The organism is Paracoccus haematequi (genome assembly GCF_900631945.1).
GTDB lineage: Bacteria > Pseudomonadota > Alphaproteobacteria > Rhodobacterales > Rhodobacteraceae > Paracoccus > Paracoccus haematequi_A.
This window is the reverse complement of sequence record NZ_UZWE01000016.1, coordinates 19,468-33,764: the sequence shown is the minus strand read 5'-3', so window position 1 is coordinate 33,764 and position 14,297 is coordinate 19,468. Positions and strand designations below refer to the sequence as shown.

Here is a 14,297-nt window from a genome sequence, read left to right as displayed (position 1 = left end):
GGCAGGCCTTGAAGGTCGTGGCCTTCGGCGCAGAATGCTTCAGGATCCCGCGCCGGGTTTTTTTCTTATTGCGCCCGCGCAGTTTGCAACAAGTCGGTGATCCGCCTGACCGCCGCGCGACGGTTTTCGCGTACGTCGCCTTCCTGACGGACTTGCAGGAACTGTTCGCCATAGCCCTGCACGACCAGGTTCTCCGGCGGCACCTGGAAATATTCCGTCAGCGCCAGGGCCACCGATTCCGCGCGCCGGTCCGACAGCGCCAGATTCGCGGCGTCGGGGCCGACGGTATCGGTATGGCCCTCGATCAGGAACATCTCTTGGGGGTTCTTCGCGATCGCGTCCTGGATCACGTTGCCCAGCGCGGACAACTGCCGGGCCTGATCGGGAGAGATCGCCGCAGACCCCGTGTCGAAGGTGATCGCGTCGATCGTTACCGGCGGCACCAGGGCGCGGACCTGCGGGATGGATCGGATCTGCCCCAGCGTGAATCGGCGGTCGATATCCACCTCACGCTGCAGGGCTGCGCGCAGCGCGGCCTCGTCCTGGGACACGCCGGTCGCGGTCACGGGCGCAGGCGCGGGCAGGGTCGAGAGATCGACCGGCTGGACCTCGGCGGTGTCGTCGATCAGGCGGGTCTGTGTGCCGTCGGCCGAGACCAGCGTGCGGCGCAGCACCCGCAGGTCGGCGTCGCGGATGGTGACGACGCGGCTGCCATCGGCGCGCGTGACGACCGTGCGCGACGAACCGTCGTCGAAATTCTCGGTCGCCACGGTCGATCCGGGCTGGCGCAGCAGGGCCACCTCGTCCTTGATCACCTCCTGGCTGCCGTCGGCGCGGGTCACGACCACCCGGTCGGGCGCCGACAGCGCCACCTGGCGGTTGTTGTTGAGATAGGTTCCGACCGCGACGGCACCCAAGCCCAGCAGCAGCGCCTTGGCCAGGTCGTTGTCGTCGTCATCGTCGCTGCGTTGGGCCGTCTGCGCCTGTTCCGGCGCCAGGGCGTCACGCAGGCTGGTCGCGAAGTCCTCGGACGAGGAACGGCTGTTCTCCTCGGTGATCTGCTGCTCGACCACCTCGCCTTGCTGATCGTCGTTCAGGGCAGCAGCAGTGGCCGCGCCCGTCTCCTCGGCGGCCTGCTGGGCGCCTTCGGTGGCCGGAGCATCGGCCTCGGGCACGGTTTCCGAGGCTTGGGCCGAAGGGTCTGCGGCAGGGGGCTGGCTTTCGGCGGCTGCCTCGGGGGTCGCCTGTTCGCGGGCCGGGACGTCGCGCGGGTCATCCTGATTCGGCGCCGCAGGGGCATCAGCCTGCGCCTGGTCCGGTTCCGCTTGGGCAGCGTCGGTTTCGGGGGACTGTTCGGCCTCCAAGGCATCGCGCAGGGGGTCGGCGCTGTCCTCGGCTGGTGCCGGTTCGGGACGGTCGGCCTGCTGTTCGCGGGCGGCTGGCGCGGGTCGCTCCTGATCCTGCTGGCGCGCGTCCTGGGCTGCGGCCGGGGGTTCCTCATCCTGCTGGCGAGGGGCTTCGGCGGGGCGTTCGGCCTGGGCATCGGCCGTGGACTGCTCCTGCTCGGCCTGGCGTTCGGCGCGCTCGTCGGCGCGCTGCGATCTGCCTTCGGAATCCGCCGGGGCCTCGGCCTGGGCCGGAACCTCTGCCGGTTCTGCCTGTGCCTCGGCCTCCTGCGACGCGGGTGCGGGTGCGGCAGTGGCGTCGGCTGCCGGGGCTTCGGGTGCCGGAGCCTCCGGTTCGGTCGCCGCCTCGGCCTCTGGTTCCGCAGCGGGCGATTCCGGTTCGGGGGTGGCTTCGACGGCCGGTTCGGCCGGGGTCTCGGCTGCCGCTTCGGGCGCAGCCGATTCCACGGGCGCGCTCTCCACTTCAGGGGCTGCCGTTTCGGCCTGCTGTTCCTGGGCAGGCGGCACGGGCGGCTGTTCGCCTTCGGTGGGCGCGCCCTGGGCCTGGGCCATGGGCGGCACCAGCAGCGACAGGCAGGCCGCGATGGCGGTCGTGTTGTTGATCATGCGGCGCATTGGGATTCCCTTGCCTCGAACGGTTTGATCTGTCGCGCATGTAACCAGTGTTCGAAGTTGCCGGTTCCAAACAGGTGCGTGACCCGGTCGTGATCGGCGGAAATCCCAATGCAAAAGGGCGCGACCCAAGCCGCGCCCTTGCCGAAATGCCGTCCCCGGCAGGCTTAAACGCCGTCGCCGACGAAAGCCTTTTCCACGACGAATTCACGGGGTTCGGAATTCGCGCCCTCGCGCAGGCCGAATCCTTCCAGCACCGCCTTCACATCGACGTTGAAGGCCAGGCTGCCGCACACCATCGCCCGGTCGGTCTCCGGGCTGATCGGCGGCAGGCCCAGATCGGCGAAGACCTTGCCCGAGGTCATGTTGTCCGTGATCCGGCCCATGCGCGGCGATTCTTCCCGCGTGGTGGTCGGGTAATAGATCAGCCGGTTGGCGAAATCCTCGCCATAGATCTCGCCCAGCAGGGGATCGTTCTTCAGGTTTTCCACCAGTTCGCGGCCATAGGTCAGCTCGTCCGCCGTGCGGCAGGTGTGCATCATGATGACCTGTTCATAGCGTTCATAGGTTTCCGGGTCGCGCATCAGCGACGCGAAGGGCGCGATGCCGGTGCCGGTCGCCAGGAACCACAGCCGCTTGCCGGGCAGCAGCGCGTCCAGAACCAGCGTGCCCACGGGTTTCGGGCGCAGGATGATTTCATCGCCCGGCTGGATATGCTGCAACTTCGAGGTCAGCGGGCCGTCCGGCACCTTGATCGAATAGAATTCCAGTTCCTCGTCCCAGTTGGGCGAGGCGATGGAATAGGCCCGCAGCAAGGGCTTGCCATTGTCGCCCAGCAGCCCGATCATCACGAATTCGCCCGACCGGAAGCGCAGGGACGCGGGGCGCGTCACGCGGAAGGAAAACAGGCTGTCCGTCCAGTGCTTGACGGCCGTCACCGTCTGCGCGTCGGGAAGCGTCTTTTGGGCGGGCTTGGGGGCGGCATCGGCCACGGGGATGTCCAGCGTCATGTCAATTCCTGAGCGGTTCTAGTCGATGCGGCGGCGGGGCGGAACCCCCTTAGCCCGCCAGCTTCGCGCGGTGGTCGAAGGCCTTCCAGTCGGCGCGCGCGATCCATTGATCCTGCGGCTGGCGGGCGGCGATGTCCGGGGCCACCTCGACTTCGCAGAAGCCGACGCGGCGCGCCATCGCGTATTGGTCGGCGATCAGCCGCCCGGATGCGCGAAGACGACCCTGATAGCCCAGTTCCCGCAGGCGGCGCGCCAGCGAGAAGCCGCGCCCGTCGGTGAAGGACGGAAAGTCGATGGCGATCAACTCTCGGTCCAGATACTGCTCCAGATCCGCCAGAGGCGTGTCGGGGGCCAGAACTTCGTCGGCTTCCTGGACCAGCGGATGAAAGCCGTCGTCGCGCGCGATGACGCGTTCGCTGTTCAGTCGGTCTGTCATGCCGGAACCTTTCCGCGGACGATCTTGCCGCCGATGAAGTGAATGCCGCATTCGGTCTTGTCCTGGCCGCGCCAGCGTCCGGCGCGGGGATCCTCGCCCGGCTTCACCGGCGAGGTGCAGGGCGCGCAGCCGATCGAGGGATAGCCGCGCGCCACCAGCGGATGACGGGGCAGGTTGTTCTCGGCCATGTATTCCTGCACGTCCTCGCTGCGCCAATGGGCCAGCGGGTTGATGCGCAGCCGCGACGGCGGCTCGGGTTCGAAGAATTCCAGCGCGGCGCGGTCGCTGTTCTGGAACCGCTTGCGCCCGGTGATCCAGGCGTCATAGCCCGACAGAACGCGTTCCAGCGGCACCGTCTTGCGGAAATCGCAACAGGCGTTGGCGTCGAACTTGTGCAGCGTGCCGTCGGGATCGTGGCGGGCGACCTCGGCCTCGGTGGCGCGGATCACCTGGATATTGGTCAGGCCCAGCTTGGCCGCGACCTCTTGCTGATAATCCAGCGTCTCGGGGAACAGCATCTGCGTGTCGATGAACAGCACCGGCAGGCCCGGCGCCACCACGCTGACCATATGCAGCAGCACCACCGATTCGGCGCCAAAGGACGACACCAGCGTCACCCGGCCCAGGTCGGGGTCGCTGACCGCGCGGCGCAGAACCTCGGTCGCGGCATGATGGCGATAACGGTCGTTCAGCCGCGCGGCGCGGCTGTCCAGGGTATCGTCAAGCATGGGCGGGCTCGGGATAGAGGGCGGCCTTGAAGGGCGCCGGGCCAAGCCTGCGATAGGCGTCGATGAAGCGTTCGGACGCGTCCGCCCGCAGCTCCAGATAGGCGCGCAGCAGCCGGTCGATGGCGGGCACGACCTGGTCATAGGGGAAGCCAGCGCCGGCGCGTTCGCCGATGGCCGGGATGTCGTATCCGTCGCCGCCCAGGGTGATCTGATAGTTTTCCACCCCTGCCCGGTCCAGGCCCAGGATGCCGATATGGCCCAGGTGGTGATGCCCGCAGGCGTTGATGCAGCCCGAGATGCGGATGTTCAGCTTGCCGATCTCGTCTTCCAGGCCGTTATCCTTGAAATGGGTCGCGATCTCTTGCGCGATGGGGATCGAGCGCGCGGTGGCCAGCGTGCAGTAATCCATGCCGGGGCAGGCGATGATGTCGCTGGTCAGCCCGGCATTGGCCGTGGCCAGCCCGGCCTTTTGCAGCGCGGCATAGACGGCGGGCAGGTCGGACTTGTGGACATGGGGCAGCACGACGTTCTGGTCATGGCTGATGCGCAGGTCGGCATGGCCGTATTGTTCCGCCAGATCGGCCAGCAGCCGCATCTGGTCCGCCGAGGCATCGCCGGGTGTCGCGCCATGCGTCTTGAAGGTGACGATGACGCTGGCATAGCCGTCCACCTTGTGCGGATGCAGGTTGGTGTCGGTCCAGCTGCGGAACGCCCCGTTGGCGGCGCGCGCGGCCTCGTATCCGTCGGTCGGGCCGTTGCGGAAGGCCGGGGCGGCGAAGCGGTTCTTGAACACCGCAAGCGCCTCGCGGTCGGCGCCGTGGAAGTCGCGGCGGCGGTTGGCGAACTCTTCCTCGACCTCGGCCTTGAACACGTCCAGGCCGCGTTCGTGGACGGTGATCTTGATGCGGGCCTTGTACTTGTTGTCGCGCCGTCCCGACAGGTTGTAGGTCGAGATGATCGCCTCGATATAGGCCAGCAGGTCTTCCTCGGGCAGGAAGTCGCGGATCACCTTGCCCAGCATGGGCGTGCGGCCCAGGCCGCCGCCCACCCAGACCTCGAACCCCGTGCGGCCATCCTGCTGGCGCAGGCGCAGCCCGATGTCATGGGCGGCGACAAGCGCCCGGTCGCGCGCGGCGCCGGTGATGGCGATCTTGAACTTGCGCGGCAGGAACTGGAATTCCGCGTGGTCGGTGGACCAGCTCCGCAGCAGTTCCGCATAGGGGCGCGGGTCCATGTATTCGTCGGCGGCGGCACCCGCGAAGGCGTCGGTGGTCACATTGCGGATGGTGTTGCCCGAGGTCTGGATAGCGTGCATCCCCACCGAGGCCAGCTTGTCCAGCATGTCGGGAATGTCCACCAGCCGGGGCCAGTTGAACTGGATGTTCTGCCGCGTGGTCCAGTGGCCATAGCCCTTGTCATAGGTCTCGGCCAGATGGGCCAGCATCCGCATCTGGTCGGGGCTGATCGTGCCGTAGGGAATGGCGATCCGCAGCATATAGGCGTGCAGTTGCAGATAGACCCCGTTCATCAGGCGCAGGGGGCGGAATTCGTCTTCCGTCAGGCTGCCGTCCAGGCGTCGTTCGACCTGGGCGCGGAACTGGGCCGCACGGTGGCGCACATAGTCGGTTTCGACGGGACGAACGTCAAACATTGCTGGCCTCGGTCAGTTTGGCTTGCTTCAGGGTCTGGATGCCGTGGAAATAGTTGGATGGTCCCCGCTGGCGGAACGCCTCGCGGAAATGGGTCGGCTCGGGGCCGTTCGGGCCGCGGCGGGCTTCCACCAGATAGGGACCGACGACGATGTTCGACTGTCCCACCGCCTTCAGCAGCGCCAGATCCGCGATGGCCTCGTCCTCGAACAGGGTCGCATGGGCGGGATCGGCGGTCCAGCCGTCCTCGCACATCCAGACGTTATGGCCTTCGCGCAGGTCGTTTGCGGTGATGACGCCGGGCTTGGCGGCCGTCGGGACGAAGGCTTTGCTCATGGTCGGACCCTTTCGGAGTGGTCTCTATAATATAGAATTTTGTTCTGGATCTTTGCGATAGGGTCTGGAAAATAAGGACATTCAGCCACGATGGTCGGTCATGCCGGAACAGCTTCCACAGATTGCAGGTGCAGCGAAAACAAATTTCCGGCTGGACGAGGTGGATCGCAAAATCCTGTCCCTGTTGCAAGAGGATGCGAGCCTGTCCCTGGACCAGATCGCCGACCGCGTGGGGGCCTCCAAGACCCCGGTCTGGAACCGGATCCGCAAGCTGCGCGAGGCCGGGGTGATCCGCCGCCAGGTGGCGATTCTGGACCCCGAGGCCCTGGGGCTGGAGGCCTGTTTCTTCGTTCTGATCCGCACCAGCGAACATGACAAGGACTGGGCCGCGCGCTTCCTGAAGGCGCTCCGCGACCGCCCCGAGGTGATCGAGGCCCACCGGCTGGCGGGCGACATCGACTATATCCTGAAGGTGCAGGTGAAAAACGCCCGCGCCTATGACCGCTTCTACCAGTCGCTGATCGGCGAGGTGAAGATCCACAACGTCACCGCCCTGCTGTCGATGGAGGAGATCAAGGCGACAAGCGCGCTTCCCATCCCGGAAGCCGGGCGCTAGGCTTCGCGCGACCGCAGGAGGCCGCATGTCCGACTATACGATCTGGCACAATCCGAAATGCTCGACCTCTCGATTCGTGCTGCAAGCCCTGCGGGATTCGGGGGCGGATGTGACGGTGCGCGACTATCAGGCGCAGCCGCCCACGGCCGATGAACTGCGCGCGGCCCTGGATCGGCTGGGCATCGCGCCGCGCGAATTGCTGCGGCGGAAGAACACGCCCTATGACGACCTGGGGCTGGCCGATCCGTCGCTGTCCGACGACGCGCTGATCGCGGCGATGGCGGACCATCCGGCGCTGATCGAACGCCCGGTGGTCTTCGGACCCCAGGGCGCGCGGCTGTGCCGTCCCAAGGAAACCGTCTTCGACCTGCTGGGCGGGTGATGGCGCCAAACCTTCTGATCGTCGCGCAAGCCGGGCGGTTGGAGTTTCAGGCGATCATCTTCGCGGCCAGCCTGCGCCATTCCGCCCCCGGCTTCACCGACCGCCTGATCGTCGCCGAACCCCGGCCCGACGGCGCCTGGGCCGGTCACGACACCCTGATGGCCGACGACAGCCGCGCCCTGCTGGAAAGCCTGGGGGCACGAATCACCCCCTTCACCGCCCGCCATTTCGGCGCGGCCTATCCTTACGGCAACAAGATCGAGGCGCTGCCGGTGCTGCCTGCGGACGAGCCGTTCGTGTTCTTCGACACCGACACGCTGATCACCGGCCCGCTGGACCGGGTGCCTTTCGGAACGCGGCCTTCCGCGTTCATGCGGCGCGAAGGGACATGGCCGCAGCCACCGCTTTACGGACCGGGCCATGCGGCGATCTGGAAATCGCTCTATGATCGCTTCGGGCTGGACTTCGCGTCGTCACTGGACCTATCCCGACCGGACGAGCATTGGGAACGTTACCTGTATTTCAACGCCGGCTGGTTCTGCGGTCCCGACCCGAAGGTGTTCGGGCGACGCTTCCTGGACTGGGCGCTGTCGGTGCGGGGCGATCCGCCCGACGAACTGGCCTGCCAGAGCCTCGACCCCTGGCTGGACCAGGTCGTCTTGCCGCTGGTCATCCACAGCCTGGGCGGCGGGCGCCCCGGTTCAGACCTTGCGGGTCTGGACGGCGGCGTGACCTGCCATTACCGCAACCTGCCGCTGCTCTATGCCCGCGAATCCGACGCGGTGCTGGCGCTGCTGGAGGCCGCCGTCGCGCCCAACCGGATCAAGAAGCGGCTGCGCGACTGGGAACCGGCCAGGAAGCTGGTCTATCAGGGCAAGGGCCGCGACAAGCTGCGGCCGCTGTTCGCGGGCGGCCTGCCGCTGCGCGAAAAGCCGATCCGCCAGGCGCTGAAGAAACACGGCTGGTGGTGGGATTAGCCCTGACCCACCGACACCTGCACCGGAATCCCGCGCGGCAGGGAACAGCCGACCATCGAACCGGCCTTGGCTTCCTCGATCAGCGCCGCAGGGTCCGATCCATCCTCGGTGGCGCATTGCACCACCATCTCCGCCCCGGTGGCAATCAGCGGATCGCCCTCCATCGCCAGATGCACCTTGACCGCGACCGAGGCGATGCCCACCCCGCGCCGATGCGCAATAGTGCGCAGGTCGTTGCAGAAGCAGCCGCCGATGGCCAGGGCCAGCAGTTGCGCGCCGTTGAAGCCCAGGCCCATGCCGCCCGCGCGGCCCTCGGGGCGGTCGGCGATCAGGCAATGGCCGCCCGCCCAGCCGATGGCGGCCTCGGTCCCCGGCACGTTCATCAGGCTGACGCTGACGACAGGCATGGCGCACCCCCTTGGCTGTGCATGGCGGCAGTCTAGCACGGCCGGGGGGCGCTGTCGCCTCAGCCCTCGCCCGCGCCTTCGGTCGATCCGCGCCAGATGTTCACGTCGCCGCCGGCCGACAGTTCGTCGATGCGCGCCAGTTCGTCGGCGCTGAAATCCAGCCGGTCCAGCGCGCCGACGCAATCGACCACCTGCGAGGCGCGGGACGCCCCGATCAGCGCACTGGTGACGCGCCCGTCGCGCAGCGCCCAGGCCACCGCCATCTGCGCCAGCGTCTGCCCGCGCGCGGCCGCCAGGTCGTTCAACCCGTTCAGGCGTCGGGTCATGTCGTCGGTCAGCCAGTCCTGGGCCAGGGACTTGCCCTGCGCCGCGCGACTGTCCTGCGGGATGCCCTTCAGGTATTTGCCGGTCAGCATCCCCTGCGCCAGGGGCGTGAAGACGATGCTGCCGATCCCCTCGGCGTCCAGCGTGTCCAGCAGCCCGTCGCGTTCAATCCAGCGGTTCAGCATGTTGTAGCTGGGCTGGTGGATCAGGCAGGGCGTGCCCAGATCGCGCAGGATCGCTGCGGCCTCGGCCGTGCGGGCGCTGTTATAGCTGGAAATCCCGACATACAGCGCCTTGCCCGACCGCACGATCTGATCCAGCGCGCCCATGGTTTCCTCCAGCGGCGTGTCGGGATCGAAGCGGTGGGAATAGAAGATGTCGACGTAATCCACGCCCAGCCGTTTCAGCGACTGGTCGCAGGACGCGATCAGGTATTTGCGGCTGCCATATTCGCCATAGGGTCCGGGCCACATGGTCCAGCCCGCCTTGCTGCTGATGATCAGCTCGTCGCGATGGCCCGCGAAATCGCCGCGCAGGATCTCGCCAAAGGCTTCCTCGGCGCTGCCGGGGGGCGGGCCATAGTTGTTGGCCAGGTCGAAATGGGTGATGCCCAGATCGAAGGCGGTGCGGCAGATCTCCCGCTTGGTCTGGTGCGGCGTGTCATGGCCGAAATTGTGCCACAGACCCAGGCTGATCGCGGGCAGCTTCAGCCCGGACCGGCCGCAGCGGCGGTATTGCATCCGGTCGTAACGGTCGCTTGCGGGCTTATACATCGCGCGTCTCCTTCGGTGTCGCGGGGGACAGGCGGATCGGTCCCCGAATATCTGTGCCGGTAACGGGTACGCCGCCCTGGGTGATGCGCAGCAACCCCTGGTCCTGCAACCGCAGCGCCTGATCGCGGATCGGATCCATCAGCGGACGCCAGTCGGCTGCCAGATCCCGCGCGACCTCGCTGGGACAGCAGGTCGTGCCGGGGCGCAGGGCTTCGACCCGCGCCAGGATCGCCCGGCGCAGGTCGTCATCCGTCATGCCAGCACGTCGTCGCAGCGGGCGCAGACGCCCGGATGGGCGTGGCTGCCCACATCGGGCAGGATCTTCCAGCAGCGCTGGCATTTCTCGCCGTCCGCCAGTTCGAAGACCACGCCCATGCCGGGGATCTCGGCCATGCGGAAGGCCTCGGCCGGGGCCGGATCGGCGGACAGCGACAGGTCCGAGGTGATGCAGACATCCGCGAAATCCACCGATTTCAGCGCCGCCAGCATGTCCCGATCCTCGACATGGACGACCGGCGCGGCCTCCAGGCTGGCGCCGATGGTCTTGTCGGCGCGCCGGACCTCCAAAGCGGCGGTGACGATGCGCCGGGCGCGGCGCACATGGTCCCACTTCACCGCCAGCGGCTCGTTCAGCCAGTCGGCGGGCGTGTCGGGGAAATCGTGCAGATGCACGCTGTCGTCATAAGACGGGAAGCGCGACAGCCACACATCCTCGGTCGTGAAGGGCAGGATCGGCGCCAGCCAGGTGACCAGCCGGTGGAACAGGATGTCCAGCACCGTCCGCGCGGCCCGGCGGCGCGGGTTGTCCGCCGCGTCGCAATACAGGCTGTCCTTGCGGATGTCGAAATAGAAGGCCGACAGATCGACGGTGCAGAACTGGAACAGCGTCTGGAACACGCCCTGGAAATCGAACTGGTCGTACCCCTTGCGCACCGCATGATCCAGTTGCGCCAGCCGGTGCAGAACCCACTGCTCCAGTTCGGGCATCTGCGCCGGGTCCAGCTTTTCGGCGTCCGTGAACCCGTCCAGCGCGCCCAGCAAAAACCGCAGCGTGTTGCGCAACCGGCGATAGCTGTCGGCGGTGCCCTTCAGGATCTCCGGCCCGATCCGCTGGTCGGCGCTGTAGTCCGCCTGCGCCACCCACAGCCGCAGAATGTCGGCGCCGTATTGCTCGATCACCTTCGCGGGCACGATGGTATTGCCCAGCGACTTGGACATCTTCATGCCCTTCTCGTCCAGCGTGAAGCCATGCGTCAGGACGTTGCGATAGGGCGCCCGGCCCTTGGTCGCGCAGCCTTGCAGCAATGACGACTGGAACCAGCCGCGATGCTGGTCGGTGCCCTCCAGATAGACATCGGCGATCCCGTCCGGCGTCCCATCCGCTCGGTCGCGCAGCACGAAGGCATGGGTCGAGCCGCTGTCGAACCACACGTCCAGCACGTCCATGACCTGATCATAGTCGTCGGGATTCGCCACGCCCTCCAGAACCTGCGCCTTGAAGCCGTCGCGATACCAGACATCGGCGCCCTCGGCCTCGAACGCGGCGATGATGCGGTCGTTGACCCGCTGGTCGCGCAGCAGGAAATCGTCGTCGCCGGGCTTCGCGCCGCGACGCACGAAACAGGTCAGCGGCACGCCCCAGGCCCGCTGGCGCGACAGCACCCAGTCGGGACGGTTCTCGACCATCGAATGGAGCCGGTTGCGCCCCGATTGCGGCCACCATTTCACCAGCTTGTCGATGCTGGTCAGCGCCCGCGTGCGGATCGTGTCGCCATAGTCGTTCATGCCGTCGGCCAGCGGCTTGTCGATGGCCGCGAACCATTGCGGGGTGTTGCGATAGATCAGCGGCGCCTTGGATCGCCAGCTGTGGGGATAGGAATGCTTGATCTTCCCCTTGGCCAGCAGCGCGCCCGCATAGGCCAGTTGCTTGATGACGCTGACATTGGCGGGGCCGTCCTTGCCGTCCGCGTCGATGATCGCCTGCCCGCCGAACAGCGGCAGATCGGCGCGATAGCTGCCGTCCGGCTCGACGTTATAGGTCATCGGCAGCTTGTATTTCAGCCCCAGCTGATAGTCGTCGTCGCCATGGCTGGGCGCGGTATGGACAAAGCCCGTGCCCGCGTCGTCGGTGACATGGTCGCCGGGCAGCAGCGGCACGTCATAATCCCATTCGCCATTGCCGCCCTCGACGCCGCGGAAGGGGTGGGCCAGCACCACGCCCTCCAGATCCGCCGCCGCCACGTCGCCCAGGCGGCTGAACTCCTCGACCTTCGCGGCCTTCATGACGCTTTCGGCCAAGGCATCGGCCAGCACCAGCACCTCTCCCGCCGCGGCGGTTGCGCCCTCGGCCACCGCGCCGACCTCATAAAGCCCATAGCCGATCGCCGGGTTGAAGGCGACCGCCCGGTTCTGCGGAATGGTCCAGGGCGTCGTCGTCCAGATCACCACGCTGACGGGCTTCTTCTTTGCCCAAATACCCTGCCCGCTTTCCACCCGGAACCGCACCCAGATCGTGTGGCTGGTGTGGTCCTTGTATTCCACCTCGGCCTCGGCCAGGGCGGTCTTTTCGACCGGAGACCACATCACCGGCTTCGACCCCTGATACAGCGCGCCGTTCATCACCAGCTTCATGAACTCGGCCGCGATCACCGCCTCGGCATGGAAATCCATCGTCAGATAGGGATCGTCCCACTTGCCGGTCACGCCCAGGCGTTTGAACTCCTGCCGCTGGATATCCACCCATTCGTCGGCGAAGCGGCGGCATTCCTGGCGGAACTCCACCATGTCCACGGCGTCCTTGTCGCGGCCCTCGGCGCGGTATTTCTCCTCGATCTTCCATTCGATCGGCAGGCCGTGGCAGTCCCAGCCCGGCACATAGCGCGCGTCGCGGCCCATCATCTGGTGGCTGCGCACCACGATGTCCTTGATCGTCTTGTTCAGCGCGTGGCCGATATGCAGATGCCCGTTCGCATAGGGCGGGCCGTCATGCAGGATGAAGGGCGCGCGGCCTTCTGCCCGTTCGCGCAGGCGGTCATAAATGCCGATCCGGTCCCAGCGGGCCAGCCATTCCGGTTCGCGCTGCGGCAGGGCGGCGCGCATGGGAAACTCGGTCTGCGGCAGGAACACGGTGTCGCGGTAGTCGGGGGCGTCGGTCGTGGCGGTATCGGCGGCCATCGGGGCTTCCTTCGGGGAGGGGCTTCGGACAGGCATGACCCGGCGGCGCGAAACCTCACGCCGCCGGGTTGCTAATTCGGGGTCCGAACGCCAGAAATTCCATGCCGACCTCTATAGAAAGGCGCCCGCGTGCCCGCAACCCTGACAGATGACGCGATGGCCCGCCGCCGCGCCGCCGTATCGCGCTTCGTCCGCGACCGATACGGGCCGCGCGGCACATGGCGGCTGCACCGCGCGGCACTTGGGCTGGATCTGCTGCGCGCCCCGCTGAACGTGATGCTGTCGCCGGTCTTTCTTCTGACGCGGCTGCTGGCCTGGCTGTTGTCGCGACTGGGCGCGCGCCGCGCAGGCGCCTGGCTGGCGGCGCGGCGGATCTTCCTGCCCTCGGACCTGGGCCGGGTGATCGAGTCCGACCTGATCCGCCTGATCACCGACCTGGACGCCCAGGGAATCGGACCCGGCGCGCCGCCCGCCGCCGTGCGCCGCGAAGCCGCGGCCCTGGCCGAGACCCGCAACGCCGTGTCCGAGATCGCCACCTCGCTGATCGTGCTGGCCTTTGGCTGGGGCCTGTTCAACCGCGCCACGCCGGGGGTGATTTCCCTGGCCGGTCCGCTGGCGGAACTGCGCGCCCATGCCACGGCGGTAAACGATTTCCTGCTGGGCGACACGCTGGGCCGCGCCTGGTACTGGGCCTTTCCGGTCGAACTGTCGCCCTGGGCGGTGGTCCTGACCGGCATCGCCCTGGCGGTGATCGGGTCTCTGGTCACGACTTTCGCGGGGCTGGTCGCCGACCCGGTGCAGGCCTGGACCGGCATCCACCGCCGCCGCATCCTGCGCCTTCTGGCGCGGCTGGATGCGGCCCGTCCCGGTGGCGGCATCGGGGCCGAGCATATCCTGGCCCGCGCCGGCGACCTGTCGGACGCGGCGCTGCTGGTCTGGCGGAACCTGCGTTAACCGCGCCCGCGATAGCCCGCGACACCCTGATCCGGCAGCCACAGCCCGGCGGGCGCGGCCCCCGTCTGCCAGAACACGTCGATGGGCATCCCGCCGCGCGGATACCAGTATCCGCCGATCCGCAGCCACTGGGGCGCGATGGCCTGGACCAGCCGCTTGCCGATGCCCACCGTGCAATCCTCATGGAACGCGCCGTGGTTGCGGAAGCTGCCCAGGAACAGCTTCAGCGACTTGGATTCCACCAGCCAGTCGCCGGGAACATAGTCGATCACCAGATGCGCGAAATCCGGCTGGTCGGTGATCGGGCACAGGCTGGTGAACTCGGGCTGGGTGAAGCGGACGGCATAAACCTCGCCCGCCTGGGGGTTCGGCACACGCTCCAGCACGGCCTGGTCCGGGCTGGCGGGCAGGTCGGTCCGGGCGCCAAGCTGGGTCAGGGCGTCGGTGTAATGGGACATGGGGCCTCCTTTCGAGCGGCGCGCGGGGATAGCAGCCGCCGCCCCATGCGTCAAA

15 protein-coding genes are annotated in these 14,297 nt (G+C 67.5%); 4 read left to right on the top strand and 11 right to left on the bottom strand.

The annotated features are described in order from the left end of the window. Nucleotides 1–65: 65 nt before the first annotated feature. From PARHAE_RS01470 to PARHAE_RS01445, 6 genes are all read right to left on the bottom strand, one after another. Complete coding sequence (locus tag PARHAE_RS01470; protein ID WP_126152833.1) at nt 66–2,021, bottom strand: OmpA family protein; 1,956 nt, start codon at nt 2,019–2,021, stop codon at nt 66–68. 164 nt (nt 2,022–2,185) lie between these two features. Next, nucleotides 2,186–3,028, bottom strand: coding sequence for a ferredoxin--NADP reductase (locus tag PARHAE_RS01465; protein ID WP_126152832.1), 843 nt, complete (start codon nt 3,026–3,028; stop codon nt 2,186–2,188). A gap of 49 nt (nt 3,029–3,077) precedes the next feature. Then, nucleotides 3,078–3,464 (bottom strand): DUF934 domain-containing protein, encoded by a 387-nt coding sequence (locus tag PARHAE_RS01460; RefSeq protein WP_126152831.1) that lies wholly within the window; start codon nt 3,462–3,464, stop codon nt 3,078–3,080. Continuing rightward, the gene (locus PARHAE_RS01455; protein WP_126152830.1) at nt 3,461–4,192 is read right to left on the bottom strand and encodes a phosphoadenylyl-sulfate reductase; all 732 of its coding nucleotides are present in this window, start codon (nt 4,190–4,192) and stop codon (nt 3,461–3,463) included. Before PARHAE_RS01455 ends, PARHAE_RS01460 begins: the two co-directional genes overlap by 4 nt. Next, the gene (locus PARHAE_RS01450; protein WP_126152829.1) at nt 4,185–5,843 is read right to left on the bottom strand and encodes a nitrite/sulfite reductase; all 1,659 of its coding nucleotides are present in this window, start codon (nt 5,841–5,843) and stop codon (nt 4,185–4,187) included. The genes PARHAE_RS01455 and PARHAE_RS01450 overlap by 8 nt, the downstream gene beginning before the upstream one ends. After that, the gene (locus PARHAE_RS01445) at nt 5,836–6,177 is read right to left on the bottom strand and encodes a DUF2849 domain-containing protein (protein ID WP_126152828.1); all 342 of its coding nucleotides are present in this window, start codon (nt 6,175–6,177) and stop codon (nt 5,836–5,838) included. Before PARHAE_RS01445 ends, PARHAE_RS01450 begins: the two co-directional genes overlap by 8 nt. Before the next feature lie 100 nt (nt 6,178–6,277). On the opposite strand from PARHAE_RS01445, the gene PARHAE_RS01440 reads away from it, so the two are divergent. From PARHAE_RS01440 to PARHAE_RS01430, 3 genes are read left to right on the top strand one after another with little or no spacing between them, the layout of a single operon-like run. Continuing rightward, entirely contained in the window at nt 6,278–6,793 is a 516-nt protein-coding gene (locus PARHAE_RS01440) for an Lrp/AsnC family transcriptional regulator (RefSeq protein WP_126152827.1), read from the top strand. A 25-nt stretch (nt 6,794–6,818) separates the two neighbouring features. Then, nucleotides 6,819–7,175, top strand: a complete 357-nt coding sequence (gene arsC, locus PARHAE_RS01435; protein WP_126152826.1) for an arsenate reductase (glutaredoxin) — start codon at nt 6,819–6,821, stop codon at nt 7,173–7,175. Beyond that, a complete protein-coding gene (locus PARHAE_RS01430) occupies nt 7,175–8,152 on the top strand; it encodes a hypothetical protein (RefSeq protein ID WP_126152825.1) in 978 nt (325 codons plus the stop codon). Before arsC ends, PARHAE_RS01430 begins: the two co-directional genes overlap by 1 nt. Here PARHAE_RS01430 and PARHAE_RS01425 read toward each other — a convergent pair. From PARHAE_RS01425 to ileS, 4 genes are read right to left on the bottom strand one after another with little or no spacing between them, the layout of a single operon-like run. After that, the gene (locus PARHAE_RS01425; protein ID WP_126152824.1) at nt 8,149–8,559 is read right to left on the bottom strand and encodes an OsmC family protein; all 411 of its coding nucleotides are present in this window, start codon (nt 8,557–8,559) and stop codon (nt 8,149–8,151) included. The two genes, PARHAE_RS01430 and PARHAE_RS01425, sit on opposite strands and share 4 nt — an antisense overlap. A gap of 59 nt (nt 8,560–8,618) precedes the next feature. Beyond that, nucleotides 8,619–9,656 (bottom strand): L-glyceraldehyde 3-phosphate reductase, encoded by a 1,038-nt coding sequence (gene mgrA / locus PARHAE_RS01420; protein WP_126152823.1) that lies wholly within the window; start codon nt 9,654–9,656, stop codon nt 8,619–8,621. Beyond that, nucleotides 9,649–9,912 (bottom strand): DUF3253 domain-containing protein, encoded by a 264-nt coding sequence (locus PARHAE_RS01415; RefSeq protein ID WP_126152822.1) that lies wholly within the window; start codon nt 9,910–9,912, stop codon nt 9,649–9,651. Before PARHAE_RS01415 ends, mgrA begins: the two co-directional genes overlap by 8 nt. Then, nucleotides 9,909–12,830, bottom strand: coding sequence for an isoleucine--tRNA ligase (ileS, locus tag PARHAE_RS01410; RefSeq protein ID WP_126152821.1), 2,922 nt, complete (start codon nt 12,828–12,830; stop codon nt 9,909–9,911). Before ileS ends, PARHAE_RS01415 begins: the two co-directional genes overlap by 4 nt. A gap of 129 nt (nt 12,831–12,959) precedes the next feature. Here ileS and PARHAE_RS01405 point away from each other — a divergent pair, with 129 nt between their 5' ends. Beyond that, a complete protein-coding gene (locus PARHAE_RS01405) occupies nt 12,960–13,784 on the top strand; it encodes a DUF6635 family protein (RefSeq protein ID WP_241232624.1) in 825 nt (274 codons plus the stop codon). Here PARHAE_RS01405 and queF read toward each other — a convergent pair. Continuing rightward, entirely contained in the window at nt 13,781–14,242 is a 462-nt protein-coding gene (gene queF / locus PARHAE_RS01400; protein WP_126152820.1) for a preQ(1) synthase, read from the bottom strand. The genes PARHAE_RS01405 and queF overlap by 4 nt on opposite strands. Between the last annotated feature and the right edge of the window lie 55 nt (nt 14,243–14,297).